Raw genomic sequence first — 24,462 nt, 5'->3', positions numbered from 1 at the left:
TCGGTTCGGCAGAGTCAGGTAGCGGCAGTTCACTGTTGCAGCCCGGCCCGCAACAGCGAGGTGCGGAGGTCTGCGTCTGTCAGAGTCGTGCCGGTGCGAGCTGCCCGCGAGTATCAACGCCCAGCTTCCCGAACGCTCGCTGCAGGTGCCCCTCGACGGTACGGGTTGAGAGGAAGAGCAGGTCCGCAATTTCAGAGTTGCTTGATCCCGACACCGCTGCCGCACAGACTTGGAACTCCCGTTCAGTGAGCGTCTCGCGGTCGATGCGCACACGCTTCATGATCGGTGTATTCACGCCGCGCAGCTCGGCTAGCGCCGCGAGGCTTCGGTGCATTGCGGGTGAGACCGGGAGGCGGCGCCCGTCCTGCCTGGATGCGTGAATCGCGAAGGTGGTGAGTTCGGCGGCGAAGAGCAGGTGACCGGTGGCCAGGTGACCGCTGACGGCTCGCTCGAGCGCGATGCCGTCGCCGCCCGCGGCGTTCGCGTACTGCGCGAGGGCCGCGGCGAGCGGACCCTGCACCTGCGCGGCCGTTGCCGAGAGCGCCGCGAGATCTTCGTGCAGCCCCAGCCGCCACCCGTCGTGCAGCACGCGCATGAGCAAGTAGCGCTGCTCGGTACGGTGCGCACGGTCTCGGAGCCGGTGCCAGTGCGCTGTCGCCGCCGCGGGCCCATCGCTGAGGAGCTGTGCAGGGAGGAGCAACCGTTCGGTTTCATCATGCAGGGCACCCCCCGCCGCTAGCAACTGCAGTGCGGCGTCTCGCAGCTCGGTTGCGCTTTCGACGTCCCCGAGCATCGCGGAAGCGGCGGCCGTGGCTGCCGCCAGGTTGGCGCCGATCCCGAACCTGTTCTCAGTGCCGTTCGCGGCGAGCGCCTGGTGCAACAGGTCTGCCGCGGCCTTTGCGTTCCCGGCTTCAATCGACCTGCGCCCATCGGCAAACAGGTACAGCGTCGGCATGATTCTGAGCGCCGCCCAGCCGTCGTCATCCCAGCCGGCGAGGTCTCCCGTGACGGAACCGGTAGCGAGCAACGCCTGGAACAGGGTCACCACGAGATCCCCCTGTTCGGTCAGCGGGACGATCTCCCACTCGGGTGAAGACATCAGCGCAATCGCCTCGCCCGCGGCGGCACCGGCCTGGCCGGCGAATACGTCGAGTAACAGCGCGCTCTGCAGCGCGGCCGCCCGCACCTCGGACCCGAGTGCCGCGGAGTCCGCGTGCGCGCGCAGGGCGCTCGCGGGGACGATTCCCCCGGCCTTGGTCAGTAGCACGTCACGCCAGGCGGCCAGCACCTCCGGCGCCGGGTGTTCGTCCGTGGGCCTGGGCGCGAGCGTCGCGTCGAGCGCATCGGTCAGGCCGAAGGCGGCACTCATTTTCGCCGACCACACCCTGGCTTCGAGGTCGCCGGCCGCAAGCATCGGGGCAAGGATCTCGTGCGCGTCGTCGTGCAGCCCCGATTCGAACAGCGCGCGCGACCGCAGCAGGCAGAGCTCGTCGCTGAGCTCACCGCCGTGGACCGGATCTGTGAGCAGGAGCGCGGCATCGAACTGGCGCGATCGCAGCGCCTCGCCAGCAATCGCTTCACGCCGCGTCGCGTCGAGTGTCACTCCGACCTGTGACGCGTGAATCGCGACGGTGATGGCGGTTGCCGCGGTCATCTCTTCCGTGTGCCTGAGCGCGTGCTCGGCGTGCGTGCGCAGCTCCGGCTCGGGAACTCGCGCCAGCACCGTCGGAGAGGTGAGTCCCCCGCACACGCGAATGGATCCGGGCGTTCTCGCTCTTCCGGGGACCGGTCCTCCCACCAGCTCGGCGAGGCCCGCGCTCACTGCAAGCCGTACGCTCTCGGGGGTCGCGAGTCGCTCGGCGAGGGGCACCGGGACCTCGCCGGTCAGCGCGAGCAGCAGCACTGCCTCGCGCACCGGTGCTGGCTGGATCGAAAGTCGAAGCGAGATGAGCTCGCCAACACGGCGGCCGTTCGGCACCCACCCCTCTCGCAGCGCGGTGTACCCGTACACCTCGCGGAAGCCGTCTGAGTCTCTCGCGTCGAGCACGAGCGCACGCAGGTACCTGGCGTTGCTGCCGGCGAGGTGCCGCAGGCGATCCACGTCGTGCAGCGCGAGTGCGGTGCCCAGTGCCGCCTCAGCGATCACGCGTGCGTCGTCCAGCGTGATCGCCTCGAGCCGCACGTGGTCGATCTCCAGGGCCGCCGCCCGCAACGAGGCCGGCAAGCGCTCGGCGGACGTGCCGAGGATCAGGAGACGCAGCGAACCGCTGAGGGCTGCCTGGGCAAGCGCCGCCGCGCTCGCATCGTCGATGTAGTCAGCATCATCGAGCAGCACGGCGCGTTCACCACTGTCTCCAGCGGCCGCGAGAGCCGCAATCAACTGCGTGGGCGAACGCGTGCCAGCGTCGGGTGCGTGCGCGGTGAGCGCCGCCAGCGCGGCAAACTGAATCTCGCGGAGCGCAGGAGACCCGGTAATTCGGTGCACGCGCCCGGGCCACGCGCGAAGCAGTCTCTCCGCGAAGACGGTGCGGCCGCTCCCCGGATCCCCGAACGCGGCGACGTGGTGGCCCGCAGCCCAGGAGGCCCGCGCGGCGCTGTCCGCACCCGCGCGGGACGGGAGTGGCGCGAGCGCCGCAATCGCCGCGCCCTCCGAGGACACGGCCGCACTGCGCAATTTCGCTCCCACGCACTGATCGTACTGCCGCGATCGGGCGCACAGGGCCCTGATCAGAAACCAGTGTGCGGCACGGTGGCGGCCACGCGCCCTCAGGCACACCAGCGCCCAGACACAACAGAGCCCGGACCAGCAAGCTGATCCGGGCTCAATTTCTTGTGCCGACTCATTTCAGTGAGTCGTACTCGTGCGCGAGGGGGGACTTGAACCCCCACGCCCTTGCGGGCACTGGCACCTGAAGCCAGCGCGTCTGCCATTCCGCCACTCGCGCGAGTCTGTCATTCCGAAGCGTTTCCGCTTTGGACAACTCCCCTAGCTTAGCAGCCTCATGCCCCTCTCACCAAAGCGGGCTAAACTGATGCCGACCGACATCGCCGTGTGGCGGTGCGAACTGAAAGGGCGTCACCAACTCGTGGGCATTCTCGACAGCGTAGAGCGCGGGCTCGAACGCGCCGTAAATGGCGCCTTCGCCCGCACCTTCCGCTCCGGTGTGCAGCCGGTGGAGATCGCTTCGGCGCTCAAGCGGGAGCTGGATATTGGCGCGGTCATTGTTGATCGCGATCGGATCCTGGCGCCGAATCGGTTCACGGTCCGGGTGTCCGAGAAGGACGCCGATCGGCTGCAGAACCTGGGAGCTGCCCTAGAACAGGAGCTCCGGGGTGTCGTGCTGAAGCACGCGAAGCGCCAGAATTATCAGCTGCTCGGCGAGCCCGATGTCGAGGTGCGCGCCGACGGCTCGCTCACGACGGGGGTGCTGGAGATCGACGCGTCCCGGGTCGAGGGCGCGGTCGACTGGGTGGCCGCTGTAGACGTCGATGGGACGCGGCACGTGCTGCCGCGCGGCACGACCACCGTGGGTCGCGGTACCGACTGCGGGATCCGGATCACCGACAACGCGGCGTCGCGAAAGCACCTGGAACTGATCTGGGATGGCACCGCGGGGATCGCGCGCGATCTCGGGTCGACAAACGGGTCAAAGATCAACGGCCAGCGGTTCCGCGAGGCGGCGCTTGCACCGGGGATCACGATCACCATCGGCCAAACCTCGCTGGCGTTCCAGCTCGTGCCCGCCCGCGAGCACGCGGCGGCGGGGGGCCGCACCACGCCGACTCCGCAGCCGCCCGCGCCGCCGCGGCAGGCCGAACCCCCGCGGCGGACCGCACCGCCTGCCGCCGGCTCGGCGCAGGTTCCGCCCGCCGCCGACCCCGGAAACTTCCCGGCGCCGCGTGCGCGCCGGTCGACCGCAACTCCCCCGCCAGCGGGCGATCAGTCGGGCGGCGACACGCCCGGCATTGATCAGGACTTCTGGAGAGGCCTATGAGCGAACTCACCCTCCTGATCCTTCGGATCGGGTTCCTACTACTGCTGTGGCTGTTCATCTTCGCGATCGTCTACGCGCTGCGGAGTGATCTGTTCGGTGCCCCCGTGCGGCGGCTCCGCGGCGAGACCGGCGGCGGATCTGCCGGGGCCGCGCCACTCGTCGTGTCGGCACAGTCACCTGCGCCCGCTCCGGCGCCGGCGCAGGTGACGGCGCCCGCGCCGCACGCGCCGGTCATCACCCCGAGCGGCGGCGCACTTCCCACGGCCGGCGTCACGGGTCACGGCGGCGCGGCCGGGACGCTCGCGATCACCTCCGGCGTCGCGGCGGGCACCACGATCGCGCTCGACGAAGACTTCGTCACGATCGGGCGCAGCGGTGATTCGACCCTCGTGATCGTGGACGAGTACACGTCCACCTACCACGCGCGGCTCGCGCGCTCAGGCGACCACTGGGTGCTCACCGACCTCGATTCAACGAACGGCACCCGCGTCAACGGTGAGCGCGTCACGAAGCCAATCACTCTTCCCCCGTACACGCCGGTCACGATTGGCACGACCACCTTCGAGCTGAGGCCATAAGCGTGACCGTCTCTTACGAGAGCGCCATCGGTTCCCACGTTGGGATGGTGCGCTCGAACAACCAGGATTCCGGCTTTGCCGGGGACTACCTGTTTCTTGTCGCTGACGGCATGGGCGGGCACGCCGGCGGCGATGTCGCCTCGGCAATCGCGGCGAAGGAGATGGCCGAGTTCGACGTGGCTCCGCTCGGCAGCCCGGCCGCGACCACGAACACGCTGCGCACCGCCGTCCTCGAGACAAACGCGAAGCTGCGCGCCACGGTGCTCGACCGCCCGGAGCTTGCGGGCATGGGGACCACGTTCACCGGGTTCATCACGGTGGGCGATCAGCTGGCTCTTGCGCACATCGGCGACTCCCGCCTGTACCTCCTCCGCGACGGCGAGCTGCAGCAGATCACGAAGGATCACACTTTCGTGCAGCGCCTCGTCGACAGCGGCAAGATCACCGAGGAAGAGGCGAAGACGCACCCGCGCCGCTCCGTGCTCATGCGCGTGCTCGGCGACGTCGATTCGTCGCCGCAGGTGGATACGCAGGTGCTTGACACGCGCCCCGGCGACCTGTGGCTGCTCTGCTCCGACGGCCTGTGCGGCTACGTCGAGGATCCGGACATCGAGAAGATTCTGCGTCGCCGCACCTCGCTGCAGGGGGCGATCGACGGCCTGATCGACAAGAGCCTCTCGCACGGCGCCCCGGACAACGTCACCGCCGTGCTCGTCGAGACGGTCGCCGCGCCAGAGCGCAACCCGAACGACACCCTCGAGCTCCCGGCCCCGAACCGACGCTTCGCTGGCTCGGCGGCAACCGCGCCAGCTCCGCGCGACGGCGCCGTTTCGACGGCACGCAACCGGATCCTGAGCCGCCGCCCGGTGCGCCGGCCGCCGCTCGTGGCCGAGAGCCACTTCGAGCCGCGCGTTGATGAGTACCTGGCGGAGCTGATCGCCGAGACGAAGCGACGCAACCGGCGCCGGCGCCTCCTGTGGGCGTTCGGCGGCATCGCCGTGCTCGTCGCAATCGGTGGCGCGCTCCTGTTCGGCTACCAGTGGACGCAGACCCGCTACTTCGTTGGCACCGACGGCTCCACGGTCATCATCTACCGCGGGGTGCAGCAGAACATCGGTTCGTTCCCGCTGCACTCGGTCGCCGAGGACACCGAGATCCCGATTTCGCAGCTCGACGGCCTCGAGCAGCGGCAGGTTGAGCGCACGCTCGCCGCCGGCTCTATCGAGGAGGCGCGCGACATCGTGCTGCGGTTGGGGGTGCAGGATGACTGACGCGAACGCGGCGAAGGAGCCGCGCACCTTCGAGAAGACCCGCACGAGCGAGACGGTGCTGCAGCGGATCACGGCGCTGCGCGCCCCCCGCCTACTGCTCGGCCTCGAACTCGCACTGCTGCTGCTTGCAATCGCGATCGGCGTCGCCGCCGTGGTGATCGTGGACCTGACGGTTCGCGGCGAGGTCACTGCGACGCTGCTGCCCACGGGCGCGCTGTTCGTGGTGTCACTGCTCGTGCTCCACTTCACGATCCGCCGGATCGCGCCAGACGCCGACCCGCTGATCATGCCGATCGCCGCGTTCCTGAACGTGATCGGCGTCGCGATGATCTACCGCATCGATCTCGCGAACGGCCTGTCCGGGTGGGGCGCCGATTCGGTGCGCCAGCTCGTCTGGTCGAGCGTCGCCGTCGCCGCAGCGATCGTTGTCCTCGCCCTGATCCGCAATCACATTGTGCTCTTCCGGTACACGTACCTCACCGGCCTCGCCGCGGTGGTGCTCCTGCTGCTGCCGATGCTGCCCGGGATCGGCAAGACCCTCAACGGTGCGCGGGTCTGGATCCACATCGGCTCGTTCTCGTTCCAGCCGGGCGAGATCGCGAAGATCCTGCTCGCGATCTTCTTCGCCGGGTATCTCGTGCGCAACCGCGACTCGCTCGCGATGGTGGGCAAGAAGGTGCTCGGAATTCGCTTCCCGCGCGGCCGCGACCTGGGCCCGCTGCTCGTGTTCTGGCTCGCCGCCATGAGCGTGCTCGTGTTCCAGCGCGACCTGGGCACCTCGCTGCTCTACTTCGGCCTGTTCCTGTCGATGCTCTACCTCGCGACGGGCAGGATCGGGTGGATCATCCTCGGTGTGGGGCTCTTCCTCGTCGGCGGCCTCGTCGCCAGCCAAACCCTCGACTACGTGAACCGGCGCTTCGCGAACTGGCTCGACCCGTTCGCTGACCCGTTCAACGCGGGCCAGCAAATGGTGCAGGGGCTCTTCGGGATGGCGAACGGCGGCATGACCGGGACCGGGCTGGGCCAGGGCTACCCGGCGGACACGCCGCTCGCGCAGAGCGACTACATCATCCCGAGCCTGGGCGAGGAGCTGGGGCTGATCGGCCTCTTCGTGATCCTCGCCGCGTACCTGCTGCTCGTGGGCCGCGGCCTGCGCATCGGCTTCGCCGGTCAGGACGACTTCGGCAAGCTGCTCGCCTCGGGCCTCGCGTTCTCGATCGCGCTGCAGGTGTTCATCGTGGTGGGCGGCGTAACGCGCGTGATCCCGCTCACCGGCCTCACCGCGCCGTTCCTCGCCGCGGGCGGCTCCTCGCTCGTGTCGAACTGGATCATCATCGCGCTCCTCATTCTGCTGTCGAACTCTGTCCGAAATCGACCGAAGTTGGTGATCCGCGCATGAATAAGCAGCTCAAGTTCATCACCCGCACCGTCTTCGCAATGTTTATCGCGCTGTTCTTCTCCGTCACGATGATCCAGTTTGTGAACGCGGACGAACTCCGCGCGAACGAGCTCAACATGCGGACCGTGAAGAACAGTTACAAGGTGGAGCGCGGCTCGATCCTCGTCGACGGCGACCCGGTCGCCTACTCGACGCCCACCGACGACAGCTATCGGTACGTGCGCCAGTACGAGCCGGGCGCGCTGTATGCCCCGGTGACCGGCTACTTCTCGCACTCGCAAGGGATGACGGGGCTCGAAGCGGCGATGAACCAGGAGCTCTCCGGCATCGGAAACGCTCAGTTCTTCACGCGCATCCAGAACACACTCAACGGGGTCGACCCCCAGGGCAGCTCCGTGCAGACCACGATCGACCCGCGTGTGCAGGAGGCCGCTGCCGCCGCGATGGCAGACGGCGGCTTCGAGGGCGCGGTCGTCGCTATCGAGCCCAAGACCGGCCGGATCCTCGCGCTGGTGTCCACGCCGAGCTTCGACCCGAACCTGCTCTCCTCGAACAGCAACGCGGACATCATCGCGAACTACCGCCAGCTCGAAGAGGACCCGTCGCGACCGCTGCAGAACCGCGCAATCGCCGGCGACCTCTACCACCCGGGATCGGTCTACAAGCTTCTCGTGGCGGCCGCCGCGATCGAGAACGGCGATGCGACCCCCACTACCGAGTATGAGAACCCGGCGCAGCTGACCCTCCCGCAGTCGACGAGCGTGATGCAGAACGCGTCGCGCACCGCCTGCGGTTCGGGGGCCAAGGCCACGCTAGAGCAGGCGATCATGCTCTCGTGCAACATCCCGATCGCCGAGCTGGCAATGAGCATGGACCGGGACGCGGTGCCCGCGATGGCGCGCGCATTCGGGTTCGAGCAGGACCTGACGGTGCCGCTCGCGGTCACGCAGAGCGTCTCGCCGGTGCCCGAGGACAAGGCCCAGACGGCGCTCGCGTCGATCGGACAGCTCGACGTGCGCGTCACGCCGCTGCAGATGGCGATGGTGTCCGCCGGGATCGCGAACGGCGGCACGGTCATGAAGCCGACGGTCGTGGACCAGGTGATCACGCCCGACCTGCGGGTCGAGACCCAGGTGTCGCCCGAGGAATTCAGCAAGCCGATCTCCAAGAAGACGGCCGACGCGGTCGCCGGAATGATGGAGAAGGGCGTCTCGTCGTCCGAGGGCCTCGCCCAGAAGTCGGGGATCGACGGGGTGCGCGTGGCCGGGAAGACGGGCACCGCCGAGAACGGCACCGACGCGAGCGGGAATGACCTGCCCTTTACGCTGTGGTACACAGGGTTTGCTCCGGTGGACGACCCAGAAATTGCTGTTGCCGTTGTAATCGAAGACGGTGGCGGGGAAGCATACGGTTATACGGGAAGTTCGTTTGACCTCCCGACAGCCGTCGGAAAACGAGTTATGGAAGCGGTGTTGAGCGAATGAGACCAGCTGCAGGGATCACATTCGGCGGACGCTACGAGCTGAGCTCTCGGATCGCCGTCGGGGGCATGGGTGAGGTGTGGAACGCGACCGACAGCATTATCGGTCGCACCGTCGCCATCAAGATCCTCAAAGATGAGTACATGGGGGATCCCGGGTTCCTCGAGCGATTCCGCGCTGAGGCGCGCCACGCCGCGCTCGTCAACCACGAGGGCATCGCGAACGTCTTCGACTACGGCGAGGAGCAGGGCTCCGCGTACATCGTCATGGAGCTCGTACCGGGCGAGCCGCTCTCGGCGATCATCGAGCGCGAGGGCCGGCTGCCACCGAACCGCGTACTTGGCATCGTGGCGCAGACCGCCACGTCGCTGCAGGCCGCGCACGACGCGGGCCTGGTGCACCGCGACATCAAGCCGGGCAACCTGCTGATCACGCCCGAGGGGCGCGTGAAGATCACCGACTTCGGGATCGCGCGCATCGCCGATCAGGTGCCGCTCACCGCGACCGGTCAGGTGATGGGCACGGTGCAGTACCTCGCGCCTGAGCAGGCGAGCGGGCACACCGCCACCGCCACCACCGACATCTACTCGCTCGGCGTGGTCGCCTACGAGTGCCTGGCCGGACGGCGCCCGTTCACGGGCGAGTCGCAGGTCGCCATTGCGATGGCGCAGATCAACGACACCCCGCCGGATCTTCCGAGCGACATCCCCGAGCCCGTGCGCAACCTCGTGTACGCGTGCCTCGCGAAGGACGCCGCCGGACGTCCCCAGACCGCCGCGAAGCTCGCCCAGGCTGCAACCGCGCTGCACCGAGGCGACACCCAGCTCGCCGCGAGCTACGTGCCACAGGTGCTCGGCCAGACCGCGCCCGCGACCACGGTGCTGGACGAGCAGACGTCGGTGATGGACGCCGCCACCACCGCACTGCCGCGCACGAGCGCTCTCCCCGGACAGGCGGACGCCACGGCGGCGCTCACCGAGGAGGAGCAGCTCGCCGAGGACGAGGCCGCTGGCAAGAAGAAGAAGAGCCCGTGGCGCTGGCCGCTCATCACCCTGATCGCGCTGCTCGTGATCATCGGCGCCGGCACCGCCTTCGCGCTCTGGAGCAACAGCTCCGCGAACGAGAAGCCCACGACCACGTCGGCGCCCAAGCCCACGAAGACGAAGACCACCACCACCTCCACGCCGCCGCCGGTCACCACCGGCGTGGTGGACGAGGGCTCGCTCGTCGGGTTGAACATCGACGAGGCGGTCGGGATCCTGCAGGGACGCGGGTTCACGAACGTGAAGCCCACGCCCGGCAATCAGGCGCCCGACGATCAGGTCAACCTGGTCACCGGGGTCAACCCCACCGGTGATCGGGTGCCGTTCGACCAGTCGATCACCCTCACCTACAATGTCGCGTTCGGCGAGGTTGGCCAGCCGGCTGCACCGACGGCGAGCCCGGCCACCGTTGACGCGGGGGCGGTCTCGAACGTGAGCTGGGGCGTCGCAAGCTGCCCGACGGGCCTCACGTTCCAGGCGTACAACGTGACCATCTCGGGTGACGGATCCGGCGCTGGCTCGGTGCAGTCGCCGAGCGTCCCCGTGACCGCGAACTCGCTCGCCGAGGGCGCAGCCGACGGTGCGATCACGGTGAGCTACTCGGTGACCTGCGGCAACGGCTCGTCCGTGACGCGCACCTCACCGGATTCCGAGCCCGTGAGCATCGTGGTGAAGGCCCCGGCAAAGCCGGAGAACCCTGACCAGGGCGACAACGACTAGGTCTCGTCGCGCCGTTCGGCGAGAGACGCCCCGATCCAGATAAACTTGGAGGCATTCCCATGAGCACGGAAGAGGTGACCATGCCCGAAGCAGCATCGGACGGCGAGCAGCGCATTCTCGCTGGCCGCTACGCTATCGGGGAGTTCGTTGGGCAGGGCGGCATGGCGACCGTCTATCGCGGCACCGACACCAAGCTTGGCCGCCAGGTTGCCATCAAGGTGATGAAGGCCGAGCTCGCCGGTGACGACCAGTTCAGGTCACGGTTCCGCCAGGAGGCGCAGTCGGCTTCTCGCATGGCGCACCCCACCGTGGTTCGGGTGTTCGACGCGGGCGATGACCTGATTCAGACCCCCGAGGGCCCCAAGCGACTCCCGTTCATCGTGATGGAGTACGTCGAGGGCAAGAACCTGCGGCAGCTCGCCGCCGAGCACAAGCTCTCGCAGGCCGAGGCGTGCCGCGTTGTCGACTCGGTTCTCACCGCGCTCGAGTATTCGCACCGCGCGGGCATCGTGCACCGGGACATCAAGCCAGCGAACATCATGATCACCCAGAGCGGGCAGGTCAAGGTCATGGACTTCGGCATCGCCCGCGCGGTGTCTGAGACATCGTCGACGCTGCAGCAGACCACAGCAATCCTCGGCACCGCCGCCTACTTCTCGCCGGAGCAGGCGAAGGGTGAGGCGATCGATGCCCGCACGGATCTGTACTCGACCGCGGTGCTGCTCTTCGAGCTCCTCACCGGCGACGTGCCGTTCCGCGGCGACAGTGCCGTGGCGGTCGCGTATCAGCACGTGAGCGAGCGCCCGAAGCCGCCGAGCGAGCGCGCCCCCGAGGTCACCCCCGAGCTCGACCGCGTGGTGCTCTACGGCCTCGCCAAAGACCGGGCCAAGCGCTTCCAGTCGGCGTCTGAGTTCCGCGAGGCCCTGCGCCTCGCGGCGAGCGGCACCATGCCGGGGCTCGACCTGCAGCAGCAGGACACCGTGCTGTTCTCTGGCGGCGAGGAGGTCTCTGAGTCTGATCTCGCGCTGCGTCAGCTCGCCGAGGGTGGCGGCGGCGCCCGCACGCAGAGCCGCCCGCCGGTCATGTGGACCTGGGCCGCGATCCTGACGATCGGGGCGGTCATCATCGCCGTCGTCTTCTGGCTCGTCACGCTCGCCCCGAAGCAGTTCCTCCCCGACTCGTCGCGCGAGGTTCCCGCCCTGATCGACGTCGACCGTGCCGCAGCGATCAAGCTGCTGCAGGAGGCAGACCTCGTCGCGGTGCCGGTTGAGCAGACCAGCGAGGACATCGCGGCCGGCAACGTCGTCTCGAGCGACCCCGAGCGCGGCACCGTGCTCAGCCCGGGCGATACCGTCACGATCTACGTGTCGACCGGCCCGGAATCTGCCAAGGTGCCCGAGTTCTCACGCATGAATCTCACGGAGTACACCCAGGCGATTGAGGATCTCGGTCTCTCCGTCGGCGTGGTCACCTCGGTGGACAGCCCCATCGAGGCCGAGAATCGCGTGCTCTCGGTCAGCCCCGAGGCTGGGACCGAGCTCGAATCGGGTCAGAGTGTTGACGTCGAGATCTCAAGCGGGATGGTGAGCGTCCCCGCGCTGCAGGATCAGCCCCTCGATGTCGCGATGTCGCTGATCGACGGCCTCGGGCTGAGCGTGCAGCAGATCCCGGTGGACAGCTGCCCGGCGCAGAACGGGTATCCAATCTTCGAGCAGTCGGCCATGGGCCAGCAGGCGCAGGGCGCGCCACTCGAGCTGAAGTACTGCACCGGCTAGCGACACACCACCGCGAACCAACGCGTGAGGCCGGGTCCCCAACGGGACCCGGCCTCACGCGTTCTGCGGTGGGACGCGCTAGCGCAGGAGCGGGCTGAGGGTGCGCGCGATCTCCGCCGCGTTGCTCAGCCCGGCCGCGGCGAGCCAGTTGCCGAGCTGCTGGTACCCACCCTCGGTGAGCACCGACTCGGGGTGATACTGCACGCCGTAGATGGGAAGCTCCCGGTGCCGCAGTGCCATGACCACGCCACCGGCGGTCTCCGCGGTGATCGTGAGTGTCTCGGGCACCGTGTCGCGCACGACCGCGAGCGAGTGGTAGCGCGTCGCGTCGAACTCACTGGGCACGTTGGCGAAGAACGAGTCGTCGCTGTGGCGCACGCGCGACACCTTGCCGTGCATGAGCTCGTCCGCGTGGGTGACCGTTGCGCCGAGCGCCTCGGCGATCGCCTGGTGTCCCAGGCACACCCCGAGCAGCGGGATCCCGGTGCGGAGCGCGATGCCCACCATGGCGATCGATACCCCCGCATCCGTCGGCGTGCCGGGACCAGGGGAAATGAGTACCCCGTCGAAGTCGCCGACGAGCTGCTCGAGCTCGCCCGGGGACACCTCGTCGTTGCGCACCACGAGCGTGGTTGCCCCGAGCTGCTGCAGATAGCCGTTGAGCGTGTACACAAAGCTGTCGTAGTTATCGATCACGAGGATTCGAGTCATGAGCCAACCGTCACTTCCGGAGAGGGCAGCTGAATCGCCACCCAGGGGTACACGTACGTAATGAGCGCCCACACGAGCGCCACCACCGCCGCGAGCAGGACAATGACCCGGAACCAGGCGGGGCCGGGGAAGAAACGCCACAGGATCGAAAACATCAGCTCGCGGTTCCCTTCAGTGCGGGGTTCAGTTCAAGGAGTTCGGCCGGCGGGCCATCTGCGCGGGCCTGGAAGCCCTCAAAGACCGAGTAGGCGATCGCACGCTCGTCGCTGCCCGCCCACTTCGGGTGGCAGGTCGTGAGCGTGAGAATCTGGTCCACGCCGGGCTCGCCCTCGAGCCGCGGGAACGGGTTGAGCACGTCAGTCTCGTTTGGAAGCACGTACTCGATCGAGCGGAAGCGGTAGGTGTACCAGCCGTCCGCGGTCTCAATGAAGAGCGGATCACCCACGCGCAGGTTCATCACCTCGCGGAAGGAGTTGATGAGCGGGCCCGAGCGGTGTCCAGCGAGCGCGAAGTTGCCCACCTCGCCGGGCAGCTGCGTGGTCTCGTAGTGCCCGATCCCCTTTTCGTCGAGGTTGAGCACGGTCCACCAGTCGGTCGTCTCGCCGATCCGGTTCGCGTACGTGGTGCCGAAGGCCGGGGCGTGCAGCACCGCGAAGACCTCGGCGGCCTCGGGCTTCTCCGGGACGGGGACCCCCTCGGTCTGCAGGGGCTTCGCGTTCGCCTCCCACTCCGCTGAGTCGGCCGCCGAGAGTTCTTGCTGCTGGGCGGTGACCGTGACCCCGGTGTGCCAGGGCTGCCACACGATGTACCCGAGCACCCCGAGACCGGCCACCAGCAACAGCTCGCCGATCACCGTCAGTGGGCTCAGGCGCGCCCTGCGGCGGCGGGTACGCGCGCGTTCCGTCTCCGTCATACTGTCATTCTAGATTGTGCACCTGTGACCAGCCGCGGGACAGACTAGAATCAATCCCATGGCAGCAGCAGGGAAGAATGTAAGCAAGCGCAACTCGGGTGAGCTCGACCGCGATCGTGCGGAGCTCGCGGCGGCTCGAAAGGATGCTCCGAACCCGGTGTGGTTCAAGCCGGTGATGTTCGGCTTCATGCTGCTCGGGCTCGTCTGGATCGTGCTCTACTACATCACGAGCGGCAACATGCAGCTGCCGGTACCGGCCTTCGGTCAGGCGAACATCTTTGTCGGCTTCGGCCTCGTGCTGGTCGGGTTCCTCATGACCCCGTGGTGGAAGTAACCCCACCGCGCTGAGCCTTCGCGCTCAAATCACACCGCTGTAATTCCTCCCCAGGCTGGGGAGAACCCTGTGGATAACTCGCTGTGTGCGGCACTCGTCGCACACAGCGAGTTTTTTGTGCGGGCTGCGTGCCGCACACGACACGATACACACCGCGCGCACCGCAGTGAGTGCCCCACAGAACGCAAGGGGCGCACCCGGCGCAGGGAGACCCTGGCCCGGTGCGCCCCCAGCGCAGCCCCCGCTAGAAGATCGCGGGCAGCACCACGAAGTACCCGCAGGCGAGGCCGGCAAGCACCACGCCGACTCCCACGAGCGACCAGATCCGGAGCGTCTTGCGACGCGGCCCCCGCGTTGCAAGCAGGATCCCCATCACCGCACTGCCGACGATGATGCCGCCGAGGTGGGCCTGCCAGGAGATGCTCGCACCCGGGATCAGCCCGATCCCGAAGTTGATGGCGAGGAGCACCGCGAGCGAGGTGACGTTGACCCGCGCTGCACGGAACGCGACGAGAGTCGCTGCCAGGACCCCGAAGATCGCACCCGAGGCGCCGACCGTGGGGATGTTGATCGTCTCCGGTGACACGTACGCCCAGTACATCACGCCGAGCGACCCGCCCACACCGGCGAGCAGGTACAGGGCGAGATACGCCCCACGCCCGATCGTCTGCTCCAGGTTGCGCCCGAACAGCCAGAGCGCGTACATGTTAAACAGGATGTGGAAGATAAACCCGGTTGAGTGCGTGAACATCGCGGTGAACATGCGCCACGGCTCGAATCCGAGATCGCTCGGCAGCACCTCGGGCGGCAGGGAGTACAGCGGCGCGTACCAGAGGGTGCGCGTCACCTCGTCGGCGCCGAAGTAGTGGCTGATCAGCTGCAGCACGAACACCACGGCGCACGCGATCATGATTGCGTATGTCACCGGGGTATCCGACGCCGCGATGCGGCGCCCCGTGACCCGGGACGCCCGCGCCGCGCGCTGTGCGGTGCCCGGCTGCGTCTGCTTCACGCAGTCGGGGCAGAGCACGCCAACGGCCGACACCACCTGACACTGTGGGCAGATGGTGCGGCCGCACCGCTGGCACAGCGTGAAGCTGTGCACGTTCGGGTGGCGATAGCAGACGTCGTTCGGTCCATACTCGACGCGCTCGCCGAATGCGGGCCCCGATCCACTCGCCACCATGTCCCTTACGCCTCGACGATGTCGACGCCGGTGATGACCACGTCCTCGACGGGACGGTCCATCGCACCGGTCTGCACCGCGGAGATCGCGTCAACGACGGCCTTCGAGGCGTCGTCAGCGACCTCACCGAAGATGGTGTGCTTGCCGTTGAGCCAGTCGGGCGCAATCGTGGTGATGAAGAACTGCGAGCCGTTCGTGCCGGCGAGGCGCCCGGTCATGTCGGGGCGCTTGCCCGCGTTTGCCATAGCAAGCTGGTACGGCTGCGTGAAGCCGAGCTCCGGGTGGATCTCGTCGTCGAAGTTGTAGCCCGGGCCGCCGGTGCCCGTGCCGGTGGGGTCGCCGCCCTGGATCATGAAGTTGGGGATGATGCGGTGGAAGATGACGCCGTCGTAGAACCCCTTCTCGGAAAGGTCGACGAAGTTCTTCACCGTCTTCGGCGCGTGATCCCCAAAGAGGTTGATCACGATGTCGCCGTGGTTCGTGTGGATGGTCGCTACAGAGGTGTGAATGGTCATACGCCCTAGTGTAGGCGGGCATCAGCCGCCAGAACCGAACACCCGCCGTGAGCGATTCGGAGCTGTGTGGGAGAAGAGATTCACCGGCCACGCCCGGTTTCCGACCCCCGCGGACTGGGTGCTTCAGTGTAGCGTGGGGAGAGCGAGCATATTTCGCATCGCCTCGCCGAGCTAGGAGGACAGTTATGAAGCTCTCACGGAAGCGCCGCCGCGAACTGCGGAGCCTGCGGGGTGATGCACAGGAGCTGCTCGATCAGCAGCGCATCGTGCTCAGCCACGCCGGTGACGTGCTGGGACAGGCAGGCCGGCAGGCGAAGCTGCTGAGCGACGAGCACCTCGCGCCTCGCGTCGACGAGACGCTCGAGGCAGTGCGCCCCACCGTCGATCGCGGTGTCGCGTCTGCTCGCCGCGCCGCGAACAGCGTGCGTCGCGTCACCACCCCGCTCGTCGCGAGCGCCCTGGCCCGCACGATTCGCGCGCTCGACGAGATCGAGAGCCCGCAGGCAGCCGCGCAGGTCCGCAGTTTTGGCGAGCGCGCGGGCTACATCGCCCCGGTCAAGAAGAAGCGTAAGGCCGGCGGCATCATCGCGCTGAGCCTCGGCGCGGTCGCCGCCGTGGGTGTCGGCTACGCGCTGTGGCAGGCCTTCCGCACCGACGACGAGCTCTGGGTCGCCCCCGAGCACTCCTCGGGCGAATAGTCGGGGATCGTCACCGACGCTGAGACGCGGGCGCCGCGGCCTGTGGGCCCGGCGCTCGCGTCATTTCCGGGGTTTCGCGGACTTCCCTGACTTCGCGGCGGGCTTCCCGCCCTTGCCCGCGGGCTTCGCGCCGGCCTTCCCGGGCTTTCCCGAGCGGTTCGGCTGGCGTCGGCTCATTCCCGCCATGCGCAGACCGGTTTGAACGAGCGACAGCGTGCGGAGCGAGCCGATGTCCCGGATCGGCACCCAGCGGGCCTCATCGGATGAGCCGTCGACCTCGTTCTGGAGCGGGCCGTCCTTGACCGACGCGCGGTACACGATTCGGATCGTGTGCAGTTCCGGGTCGTCGCCCTCGGGAACCTCTTCACGCACCATCACGCGGGAGTCGACGCCGAGCAGCTTTCCCACCCGCGCTTCGAGACCCGTCTCCTCGAACACCTCTCGCACCACCGCAACGCGCGGGTCCTCGCCCGCTTCAAGGCCGCCTCCGGGGAGGGTCCAGCCGTGCAGGTGGCCGCGCCGCCAGTGCGTGAGCAGGATCTTGCCGCGCCGCTCAACCACCGCGTAGGCGGCCACTCGAAGATCCATGGCTATGAGCCTAGCCTGTCCCGCCCCGCGCCCTCAGGTGCCGCGCTGAGCGGGGGTTCCATCGCTGTTTCCGCGCGCCAGCCGATGAGCCAGCGGTGCAGCCTCGCGTAGGCCTCAGCGCGCGGGCCGGGCGCCGAGAGGAAGAGATCGTGCAGGCCACCGGGAATCCGCTCAATCGTCACTGAGGAGCCGAGCCGCAGCGCGGCGCGCGCCACCGCCTCGACGTCGAGCACGGTGTCGGCGCGCACCAGGTCATCACTCCAGCGCAGCGGCACCGCAGAGCGCTCGGAGAGCAGCACCGCGACCGGGATGGTGAGCCCGAGCCCGTGATTCACCCGCTCGTGCCCGGCCAGAATGGCCCGCAGCCAGGCAGTCGAGACCCCGTGGCTGCGCTCAGGGCGCCACTGCGGGTCGATCACGGCGAGTTCGTCCTGGGGGCCCACCTCGCGCTGTGCGCGCGTGTAGAAGCCGTAGTCGAGCTGTGGTGCGACGTCCTTGGGCATGAACCTGGCGCTCAGTGCGACGAGCGGGGCGATCACCTGGCGCCCGGCGGCGGAGAGCTGGAACTCGAGCCACGGGCTGTTCAGAATGAGCGCGTCGGCGCGGCCGGGATGGCGCGCGGCCCACAGGCTCAGCACCAGCCCACCGGTCGAGTGGCCGAGGAGCACGAGCTTGCGGGTGGGATCCGCCCCCGCTTCCGCGCGGATTACATCGTGCGCGAGTCCCAGCTCAAGGTCGTAGTCATCGAGGTGCTCGATGTACCCGGGGGTCTGCCCCGGGCGGAGGCTGCGGCCGTACTTGCGGAGATCGAGTGCGAAGAACCGCGCCCCGCGCGAGGTCCAGAATTCGGCGAGGTGCCGCTGAAAGAAGTAGTCGGACCAGCCGTGGACATAGAGCACGTCGACGCCGTCGAGCGGGCGGCGGCGGCCGAGGAGCCGTTCAAACAGCGGTGGCCGCTGCGGGAGTGACCGCACGAGCGTGGCGGTGAGCGGCCCCTCCTCGTCGGAGCCGAGCTCAAGATCGGTGCAGCTGAAACCATCGCCCAGCACGTCCGCCCGCCACTCTGTCATAGCGTCAGTCTACGGGCGGAGCGGGCGGTTCTAGCGCAGCGGCCTGAGCGTGAGTTCGCCGAGGCTCACATCTGCGGTGATGAGGTGTTTCGCGTCCGACGAAGTGCGCAGCCGGTTCGTGACGTCCCCCAGCTCCACGGACGCGTCAACGCGGTAGTCCTCGTCTGGCAGCCGCAGGTCGATCGATCCGGTCCCCACCTCAGCGGTGATCGTGTCTGGCGCGTCGCCGGAGAGGGTGGTGCGGATCTCCCCCAGCGACACCTCGAACGCCGCGGCGCTCACATCCGAGAGTTCCCCCGTAAACGTGCCCACTCCCACGGTCACCTCGAGCGTGCTCGCGGCCCCGGCGATCGTCGCTTCCCCGGCACCCACATCGACCGAGACGTCCCCGAAGCTCCCGTCGGCGGTGAACGACCCCACCGACACCTCAACCTCGGTGTTGAGCGGCCGCTGTCGCAGCTCCTCGGGCAGGGTCAGCGTGCCGGTCATCCGCGCCGTGCGATCCGGCGGGCAGAACCCGAGGAAGCAGCTTCCACCGCCGAGCCGCGAGGGGCTCGCCACGACGAGGGTGTCCCGGTCCCGTTTCAGCACCCAGCGATCGGTGTGCGTCCCAGCGACCCGCAGTTCCGCCTCATCGACCGGGCCGTACTCGAGCGTGAACTCGGCGATGCTGAGGTCCAGATCGAGATCGGTGATTCCGTCGACGGAGATGCTCGTAGCGCTCGCGTCAGAGACACTCGCAACCCGCGTTCCCGCCGCCGAGTAGGCAGCTGACGTGCCGATCCCGAGGAGCGCGAGGCCGCCCACACATGCGGTCGCGATCATGATTGGCCGCGCGGCGCGGCCGGGTCGGGTCGACGCGGCCTGCGGCGGCGTGGGGATCTGGTGCTCGGTCATCGGGTGGCTCCCGTCTGGGGGGTGGGTGGGGTCTGCGGCGGGACTGCGCCGGTGCTTTCAAGGTGTGCGATCGCGGCGAGCACACGCCGGTTCCCGTGCTCGTCTTGTTCGAGGCCGAGCTTCTGGAAGATCGCGGTGATGTGCTTCTCGACGCTCGCCCCGGAGAGGAACATGAGTGCGGCGATCGCCTGGTTTGAGCGGCCCTCCGCGAGCGCCGCGAGCACTGTGCGCTCGCGCTCGGTGAGGGCAGCCATCCGATCGTCGCGGCCGCGACGATTAAGCAGCTGCGCCACGACCTCCGGGTCCAGCACCGTCGCGCCGGCAGCGATCCGCTCCACCGCGTCGGTGAACTCGGTCACGTCCGCGACTCGATCTTTGAGGAGGTAGCCGAATGCCCCGCCCTGCGCGGCAATCAGCTCGCTTGCGTAGCGCTCCTCGACGTACTGCGACAGCACGAGGACCGGGAGCTGCGGGTGCCGGGCTCGCAGGGTGCGGGCGAGGCGGATTCCCTCGTCGGTGAACGTGGGAGGGAGCCGCACGTCGAGGATGCACAGTTCAGGAGGGTCGGCGGCGACGGCCTCGACCACGCCCTCGGTGCTGGGAAACGCGGCGCTCACCTCGTGGCCGGTGTGTTCGAGGAGGCGCACGAGCCCCTCGCGCAGCAGTACGGAGTCTTCACAGATCAGGATGCGCACGGGACGCTCACCTCCAGTGTGGTGGGCCCGCCCTGCGGGCTGTCGATTCGCACCGAGCCGCCAGCGGCCTCGATCCGGTTGGTGATCCCGTCAAGTCCGCCCCCGGGCAACACGCGGGCTCCGCCCACGCCGTTGTCCTCCACGCGCGCCCAGAGCAGTCCGCCCTCGCGCAACCGCACCACAACCCGGCACTCACTCGCGCGGGAGTGCTTTGCGGCGTTCGTGAGCGATTCTGCGATCGCGAAGTACACGGCGGTCTCGGCTTCCCGGCTACACCTGCCGTCAAGGCGCACGTCAAGCACCACGGGGATGTGGGAGCGGCCGGCGAGCGCGGAGAGCGCCGCGTCGAGCCCGCGATCGTCGAGCACCGAGGCGTGGATGCCCCGAGCCAGCTGGCGCAGCTCGGTGATGGCTGCCTTCGTGGAGGTGTGCGCCTCTGAGATCAGCGCTTTCGCCCCCTCGGGGTCGTCGTCGATCTGCTGCTGCGCCAGCCCCAGGGTCATTCCCACGGAGACCAGGCGGGGCTGCACCCCGTCGTGCAAGTCGCGCTCAATCCTGGTGCGCTCCACGTCGGCGGCGCGCACGGCGCCCTCCCGCTGACGGGCAGTGGTCTGCACCTGGCGCGCGAGCTGCTGGGTGCGGGCACCGGCCCGGGCGATCGCCACGGTGATCACGCGGTGGAGCAGCGCGAGGCCGATCGCGGCAGCGGCGGCCACGATCGCGTTGAGCGCGCCGAGGAGTGGGCCGCCGAGTCCCGGGAGCAGGCCGAAGAGCGTGCCGAAGGTGGGGTCTTGAGCCGGGTCTCCCCCGCCAAGCGCGACGACAACCGCGATGGCGGACCACACGAGGCTCTGCACGCAGACGAGCAGCGTGGTGCCGAGGGTCGTGGCGACCACGAAACTCGCGACACCCCGCCACATGCGCCCGTCAATCGACTGCCACGCCATCGCACGCAGGTAGGCGCCGAACCCGGGCGCGCTCGGCCGCTGCAGCGTGAGCGTGGGGACGGGGAGGTCGTACAGCCCGCGCACGCGCTCGGTCTCAAACCACGCGGTGCCAAACAGCGCGTACACGAGGGCACCGAGGAACAGCAGTCCGATGCCGAGCAGGATCGCAGTGCCGATCCCCACCGCAAACAGCATCAGGAGGACACTCACCACTGCCCAGCCGAAGAGTCCGAGCGCCGCGAGGTGCAGGATCGTCAGGAGAATACGGAACGGGGGGCGTGCGGCCCGTGGGGGCGCGGCGCTCGGAGAACTGCTCATACTCCTACGGTAGGGCGCGGGCGTCGCGCCGGGCACCCCGCAGACCAGAGAACAGTATTCCGGTTTTCCATACCCCCGAAGCGGGGCCCGCGACCTGCGGACCGAACCGCGGCCCGCACCGCGTGCCAGCACCGTACGGCCGGCACCGTGGGGCCCGGGAAACGAAGAACGGCCCCGCTTCCGCGGGGCCGTTCTGTTGTGGACGCAATTGGGCGCTGCTGGAACAGACGACCACGGGTTCAGAAGCTCGTTTCCGCATGGAATCAAGGGCCTCAGCGGGCCAGCGACGCAGTAGGCGAGGCCGACGACGCTCTGATTGGCGTGTCGGCGGAACCAAAGAAACGACCTCGAACACGACTCACGGGCAGCGAAGTGGACGCTATGCGAACAGCCCGCGCGAACGGCGTCAGCGTGCTCACGCTGGCGAAACAGTACGGCGTTCACCGGGGCACGGTCTGGGCCAAGACCCGATAAAGACGCCCCGCTCCGCCATTCCTGTTGATCACGGCACCTGAGAATCAAGCGCAAGGACAGGAAAAGTCTCCAGTCGCGTCTACGCAGCGTCGACGCCATAGCGGCACGGGAGCTGACTCGACGTAGGGCTGCTGAACGGCTCGGAGGGCTGCGGCGTCGCTCGGACTGGGGCAGAGGTTTGGGACGTCTAAGGTTCCCTCGCTCAATCCCGCCGACAGTCACGGTCCTTACCAGCTGCCCGATCACGAGAGGCGCCGATGATAGCCTTTGAGGGTTATGTAAGCATCAACTAAGGGGCGCGAGTGGTCATCAATGAGCCTGTGTCAGGGCTGCTCCTAGACGAACGAAACCCTCGGTTCCGAGAGCAGGTTAACGGACAGGATGAAGCGGTCACTGCCCTCCTACTGGACGCCGCTGACAAACTCGTCAGCCTTGCGCAAGACATCGCGACGGAGGGCTCGCTCAACCCGACAGAACTCCCAGTAGTCGTCGAGGAAGATGATGAGTTGGTCGTTATTGAGGGAAACCGGCGGCTCGCCGCTCTGAAACTGCTTCGTAACCCCGATCTCGCAGCAACGGCAGCAGCGGAGTTGAGCACACCCCTCGTCAAGAGGTTCAAGACGCTCCAGAAGATCGGCGTTGGGCCGGACTCAATTGACGTCTTTCAGGCAGAAAACCGCGAGGCTGCCCGACACTGGATCGAACTGCGCCACACGGGCGAGAACGACGGTGTGGGCGTCATCGGGTGGAAGGCCTGGCAGACCAACAACTATCGGCGCAGAAGAGGAAGCCAAGCAGACCGAGCCACACTGTTCTGTGAGGCTGTGGAGGCCGATTTCTCGGGTGAGTTAGAGCTTCTTGCCGATGTAGCGGCCGTTCGCAGAACTCGCTTGACGACCCTGGGGCGTTTGGTCACAGACCCGGATGTGCGTCGCGATTTTGGGTTCCAGTTCGGAGAGGACGAGGTGCTCTTTGACTTCGAGACTGACGACCTTCGCGCTGGCGTAAGCCGTATCTTCAGTGACCTTGCCTCGCGAGTTGGCGGGGTAAGCGTTACCGATATCAAGTCGAAAGCCCAACGCTTGAAGTACGTTGCTGATCGATCTGAGGTGCTTCCCAACCGGGCAAACCGACTGTCCACTCCAAGACTTCCTGGGGAGCACCCAGGGCCAGGTAACTCAGGCGGGGATGATGGCGATGACACCGCTGGTGGCACGGGTGGGGCATCCGGGGCTGGAGCGGGTACGGATAATGGATCCGGTACGGGAAACGGCGCAGGAACAGGCGGAAACGGAACGTCAGGCGGCGGTGAGTCGGACGGCGGTGGCGGAACTTCGGGGAATGGCGGTGGCAGTGGAAAGACTCCGCCACCGGAGAACGTGATCTTCAAATCGCTGAAGATGCCTCACCTGAGCCCGCGCATTCGAGAACTGCTCGCCATGTCCCAGAAGATCAACATCGTTGATGCTGCACCGGTCAGCGGGATACTGGTGCGTGTCCTCCTGGAACTCACGGTTACGGAGGCAATTGATCGCGGGGTTGTGACGGGCGCAACAGAGGGCGACTCCCTCAAGAAAAAGGTTCGCCACGCACTACTGAGACTTGACCCGGAATGTCATAATCCCGCAAAACGAGACAAGTCACTGGAGATGGCCTGGATGAGAACCCAGGACGGAGACGCATTGGCCGTCCAGTCCCTGAACGCCTTCGTTCACAACATCCACGGCAACGCCGCCCCTACAGAGGTACGCGTTCTAAGCCTGACCTTCCGTCCTGTGCTGGAGCGTTTGAACCAACTCATTGGCAGTATCTCGAAGTGAGTCATCCATTCCTCAGCCCACTTCGGTATCCGGGTGGTAAAGCCCGCGTCGCCCCCTACCTTGCATCGCTAATGCGCGCACAGTCCCCGCGCCCCACGATCTACGCCGAACCTTTCGCGGGTGGCGCAGGTGCGGCCCTTCGTCTACTTGTCGATGAGCAGGTGCGCGCGGTGCGCATCAACGACCTCTCACCGGGAATAGCCGCGTTCTGGCGTTGTGTCTTCTACGATACCGAGCGGTTCGCTCAGGAGGTAGAAACAGCCGTAGTTGACCTTGAGCATTGGGAGCGTGCGCGACAGATATTCCAAAGCCCTTCTGGACGAAAGGACCTCGAACTCGGGTTCGCGACGTTCTTCCTGAACCGGTGCAATCGCTCCGGTATTCTTACTGCACGCCCTATTGGGGGGCTGAACCAGACAGGTAAGTGGAAGATTGACGCACGATTCAACCGCGTGGACCTTGCGGAAAGGGTGCGTCGCTTGGGGCAATACCGCAGGCGGGTCGAGGTTTCCCAACTGGATGGCCGCGAGTTCATGGAGACGCTCGAACCACTAGGTCAGGACGTGTTCGCTTACGTCGATCCGCCATACATCGTGCAGGGAGAGGATCTGTACCTCGATTCACTGTCTTACGACGATCACCAACTCCTGGCAGAGCAACTACGCAACTCCCGAACTCCCTGGATGCTGACCTACGACGTCAGCGAGCGCGTGACCGAAGAACTCTATTCCGGGCTGCGCATGGCTCGGTTCGACATCGCCCACACCGCGCAGCGCCAACACATCGGCTCAGAGATTGTCGTGTTCAGTGAACACCTCGACGTCGACAGTATCCAACTTCTCAGAGGCGCTAATGCCTCTTGGGTGTCGGCATAACGATTCCTCCGATTCGCCTGCGTCGCGCACGCGCCCAAGCGCTTGCCTACTCCTTCATCGATTCCTCAGCTTTCCAGTAAAGACAGTTCACGAGGCTTGCAACGCCACGAGCACACCCCTCGTTCCGCCCAAGCCACGCACAGGAGCAAGAACGACTTC

General features: G+C 67.4%; 22 protein-coding genes and 1 tRNA gene. 11 read left to right on the top strand and 12 right to left on the bottom strand.

Going from position 1 to position 24,462, the window contains the following annotated elements; translation table 11 throughout:
* Positions 1–79: 79 nt before the first annotated feature.
* Together EV139_RS05805 and EV139_RS05800 are read right to left on the bottom strand one after the other, a co-directional pair.
* On the bottom strand, positions 80–2,686 hold the full coding sequence (locus EV139_RS05805; protein ID WP_130453355.1) for a helix-turn-helix transcriptional regulator: 2,607 nt from the start codon (positions 2,684–2,686) through the stop codon (positions 80–82).
* A gap of 176 nt (positions 2,687–2,862) precedes the next feature.
* Positions 2,863–2,945: transfer RNA gene (locus EV139_RS05800), tRNA-Leu, on the bottom strand.
* Between the two features lie 141 nt (positions 2,946–3,086).
* Between EV139_RS05800 and EV139_RS05795 the strand changes: the two genes are divergently transcribed.
* From EV139_RS05795 to pknB, 7 genes are read left to right on the top strand one after another with little or no spacing between them, the layout of a single operon-like run.
* The gene (locus EV139_RS05795) at positions 3,087–3,995 is read left to right on the top strand and encodes a DUF3662 and FHA domain-containing protein (RefSeq protein ID WP_130453354.1); all 909 of its coding nucleotides are present in this window, start codon (positions 3,087–3,089) and stop codon (positions 3,993–3,995) included.
* Positions 3,992–4,573, top strand: a complete 582-nt coding sequence (locus EV139_RS05790; protein ID WP_130453353.1) for an FHA domain-containing protein FhaB/FipA — start codon at positions 3,992–3,994, stop codon at positions 4,571–4,573. The genes EV139_RS05795 and EV139_RS05790 overlap by 4 nt, the downstream gene beginning before the upstream one ends.
* A 2-nt stretch (positions 4,574–4,575) precedes the next feature.
* A complete protein-coding gene (locus EV139_RS05785) occupies positions 4,576–5,844 on the top strand; it encodes a PP2C family protein-serine/threonine phosphatase (RefSeq protein ID WP_198677465.1) in 1,269 nt (422 codons plus the stop codon).
* Entirely contained in the window at positions 5,837–7,243 is a 1,407-nt protein-coding gene (locus EV139_RS05780; RefSeq protein WP_130453352.1) for an FtsW/RodA/SpoVE family cell cycle protein, read from the top strand. Before EV139_RS05785 ends, EV139_RS05780 begins: the two co-directional genes overlap by 8 nt.
* Entirely contained in the window at positions 7,240–8,727 is a 1,488-nt protein-coding gene (locus EV139_RS05775) for a peptidoglycan D,D-transpeptidase FtsI family protein (RefSeq protein WP_130453351.1), read from the top strand. The genes EV139_RS05780 and EV139_RS05775 overlap by 4 nt, the downstream gene beginning before the upstream one ends.
* Positions 8,724–10,487, top strand: a complete 1,764-nt coding sequence (locus EV139_RS05770; protein ID WP_130453350.1) for a protein kinase domain-containing protein — start codon at positions 8,724–8,726, stop codon at positions 10,485–10,487. The genes EV139_RS05775 and EV139_RS05770 overlap by 4 nt, the downstream gene beginning before the upstream one ends.
* Positions 10,488–10,546: 59 nt before the next feature.
* The gene (gene pknB / locus EV139_RS05765) at positions 10,547–12,262 is read left to right on the top strand and encodes a Stk1 family PASTA domain-containing Ser/Thr kinase (RefSeq protein WP_130453349.1); all 1,716 of its coding nucleotides are present in this window, start codon (positions 10,547–10,549) and stop codon (positions 12,260–12,262) included.
* Positions 12,263–12,340: 78 nt separating this feature from the next.
* Here the strand turns inward: pknB and EV139_RS05760 are convergent, their stop codons facing one another.
* From EV139_RS05760 to EV139_RS05755, 3 genes are read right to left on the bottom strand one after another with little or no spacing between them, the layout of a single operon-like run.
* Positions 12,341–12,973: an anthranilate synthase component II gene (locus EV139_RS05760; protein WP_130453348.1), complete on the bottom strand. Its 633-nt coding sequence runs from the start codon at positions 12,971–12,973 to the stop codon at positions 12,341–12,343.
* A complete protein-coding gene (locus EV139_RS15950; RefSeq protein WP_198677464.1) occupies positions 12,970–13,128 on the bottom strand; it encodes a hypothetical protein in 159 nt (52 codons plus the stop codon). Before EV139_RS15950 ends, EV139_RS05760 begins: the two co-directional genes overlap by 4 nt.
* Positions 13,128–13,886: a class E sortase gene (locus EV139_RS05755; RefSeq protein WP_130453347.1), complete on the bottom strand. Its 759-nt coding sequence runs from the start codon at positions 13,884–13,886 to the stop codon at positions 13,128–13,130. Before EV139_RS05755 ends, EV139_RS15950 begins: the two co-directional genes overlap by 1 nt.
* A gap of 58 nt (positions 13,887–13,944) precedes the next feature.
* Between EV139_RS05755 and EV139_RS05750 the strand changes: the two genes are divergently transcribed.
* Complete coding sequence (locus EV139_RS05750; RefSeq protein ID WP_130453346.1) at positions 13,945–14,220, top strand: cell division protein CrgA; 276 nt, start codon at positions 13,945–13,947, stop codon at positions 14,218–14,220.
* 244 nt (positions 14,221–14,464) lie between these two features.
* On the opposite strand, the gene EV139_RS05745 is transcribed toward EV139_RS05750, so the two are convergent.
* Together EV139_RS05745 and EV139_RS05740 are read right to left on the bottom strand one after the other, a co-directional pair.
* The gene (locus tag EV139_RS05745) at positions 14,465–15,406 is read right to left on the bottom strand and encodes a rhomboid family intramembrane serine protease (RefSeq protein ID WP_237464575.1); all 942 of its coding nucleotides are present in this window, start codon (positions 15,404–15,406) and stop codon (positions 14,465–14,467) included.
* 5 nt (positions 15,407–15,411) lie between these two features.
* Complete coding sequence (locus tag EV139_RS05740) at positions 15,412–15,921, bottom strand: peptidylprolyl isomerase (protein WP_130453345.1); 510 nt, start codon at positions 15,919–15,921, stop codon at positions 15,412–15,414.
* Between the two features lie 185 nt (positions 15,922–16,106).
* On the opposite strand from EV139_RS05740, the gene EV139_RS05735 reads away from it, so the two are divergent.
* Positions 16,107–16,619: a DNA/RNA helicase gene (locus EV139_RS05735; RefSeq protein WP_130453344.1), complete on the top strand. Its 513-nt coding sequence runs from the start codon at positions 16,107–16,109 to the stop codon at positions 16,617–16,619.
* A gap of 60 nt (positions 16,620–16,679) precedes the next feature.
* Here the strand turns inward: EV139_RS05735 and EV139_RS05730 are convergent, their stop codons facing one another.
* The 5 genes from EV139_RS05730 to EV139_RS05710 are packed head-to-tail and all read right to left on the bottom strand — an operon-like array spanning position 16,680 to position 21,134.
* Positions 16,680–17,207 (bottom strand): NUDIX hydrolase, encoded by a 528-nt coding sequence (locus EV139_RS05730; protein ID WP_130453343.1) that lies wholly within the window; start codon positions 17,205–17,207, stop codon positions 16,680–16,682.
* A 2-nt stretch (positions 17,208–17,209) separates the two neighbouring features.
* On the bottom strand, positions 17,210–18,277 hold the full coding sequence (locus tag EV139_RS05725) for an alpha/beta hydrolase (RefSeq protein WP_130453342.1): 1,068 nt from the start codon (positions 18,275–18,277) through the stop codon (positions 17,210–17,212).
* A gap of 30 nt (positions 18,278–18,307) precedes the next feature.
* Positions 18,308–19,174 (bottom strand): DUF4097 family beta strand repeat-containing protein, encoded by an 867-nt coding sequence (locus tag EV139_RS05720; RefSeq protein WP_130453341.1) that lies wholly within the window; start codon positions 19,172–19,174, stop codon positions 18,308–18,310.
* The gene (locus EV139_RS05715) at positions 19,171–19,869 is read right to left on the bottom strand and encodes a response regulator transcription factor (RefSeq protein ID WP_130453340.1); all 699 of its coding nucleotides are present in this window, start codon (positions 19,867–19,869) and stop codon (positions 19,171–19,173) included. Before EV139_RS05715 ends, EV139_RS05720 begins: the two co-directional genes overlap by 4 nt.
* Positions 19,857–21,134 carry a sensor histidine kinase gene (locus tag EV139_RS05710; RefSeq protein WP_130453339.1) on the bottom strand — a complete coding sequence of 426 codons (1,278 nt, stop codon included), beginning with the start codon at positions 21,132–21,134 and terminating at the stop codon, positions 19,857–19,859. The genes EV139_RS05715 and EV139_RS05710 overlap by 13 nt, the downstream gene beginning before the upstream one ends.
* A 776-nt stretch (positions 21,135–21,910) precedes the next feature.
* Here EV139_RS05710 and EV139_RS05705 point away from each other — a divergent pair.
* Together EV139_RS05705 and EV139_RS05700 are read left to right on the top strand one after the other, a co-directional pair.
* A complete protein-coding gene (locus tag EV139_RS05705; RefSeq protein WP_130453338.1) occupies positions 21,911–23,428 on the top strand; it encodes a hypothetical protein in 1,518 nt (505 codons plus the stop codon).
* Entirely contained in the window at positions 23,425–24,303 is an 879-nt protein-coding gene (locus EV139_RS05700; RefSeq protein WP_277872944.1) for a DNA adenine methylase, read from the top strand. Before EV139_RS05705 ends, EV139_RS05700 begins: the two co-directional genes overlap by 4 nt.
* Positions 24,304–24,462: the final 159 nt, after the last annotated feature.

Source organism: Leucobacter luti, from assembly GCF_004217175.1.
Lineage (GTDB): Bacteria > Actinomycetota > Actinomycetes > Actinomycetales > Microbacteriaceae > Leucobacter > Leucobacter luti.
The sequence above is the reverse complement of the archived record's forward strand: the minus strand, read 5'-3'. Positions and strand labels throughout refer to the sequence as shown.

Coding starts and splice junctions, on each gene's coding strand:
- EV139_RS05790 (WP_130453353.1), top strand. CDS start 3,992: ATGAGCGAACTCACCCTCCTGATCCTTCGGATCGGGTTCCTACTACTG.
- EV139_RS05780 (WP_130453352.1), top strand. CDS start 5,837: ATGACTGACGCGAACGCGGCGAAGGAGCCGCGCACCTTCGAGAAGACC.
- EV139_RS05775 (WP_130453351.1), top strand. CDS start 7,240: ATGAATAAGCAGCTCAAGTTCATCACCCGCACCGTCTTCGCAATGTTT.
- EV139_RS05770 (WP_130453350.1), top strand. CDS start 8,724: ATGAGACCAGCTGCAGGGATCACATTCGGCGGACGCTACGAGCTGAGC.
- pknB (WP_130453349.1), top strand. CDS start 10,547: ATGAGCACGGAAGAGGTGACCATGCCCGAAGCAGCATCGGACGGCGAG.
- EV139_RS05760 (WP_130453348.1), bottom strand. CDS start 12,973: ATGACTCGAATCCTCGTGATCGATAACTACGACAGCTTTGTGTACACG.
- EV139_RS15950 (WP_198677464.1), bottom strand. CDS start 13,128: ATGTTTTCGATCCTGTGGCGTTTCTTCCCCGGCCCCGCCTGGTTCCGG.
- EV139_RS05755 (WP_130453347.1), bottom strand. CDS start 13,886: ATGACGGAGACGGAACGCGCGCGTACCCGCCGCCGCAGGGCGCGCCTG.
- EV139_RS05750 (WP_130453346.1), top strand. CDS start 13,945: ATGGCAGCAGCAGGGAAGAATGTAAGCAAGCGCAACTCGGGTGAGCTC.
- EV139_RS05745 (WP_237464575.1), bottom strand. CDS start 15,406: ATGGTGGCGAGTGGATCGGGGCCCGCATTCGGCGAGCGCGTCGAGTAT.
- EV139_RS05740 (WP_130453345.1), bottom strand. CDS start 15,921: ATGACCATTCACACCTCTGTAGCGACCATCCACACGAACCACGGCGAC.
- EV139_RS05735 (WP_130453344.1), top strand. CDS start 16,107: ATGAAGCTCTCACGGAAGCGCCGCCGCGAACTGCGGAGCCTGCGGGGT.
- EV139_RS05730 (WP_130453343.1), bottom strand. CDS start 17,207: ATGGATCTTCGAGTGGCCGCCTACGCGGTGGTTGAGCGGCGCGGCAAG.
- EV139_RS05725 (WP_130453342.1), bottom strand. CDS start 18,277: ATGACAGAGTGGCGGGCGGACGTGCTGGGCGATGGTTTCAGCTGCACC.
- EV139_RS05720 (WP_130453341.1), bottom strand. CDS start 19,174: ATGACCGAGCACCAGATCCCCACGCCGCCGCAGGCCGCGTCGACCCGA.
- EV139_RS05710 (WP_130453339.1), bottom strand. CDS start 21,134: ATGAGCAGTTCTCCGAGCGCCGCGCCCCCACGGGCCGCACGCCCCCCG.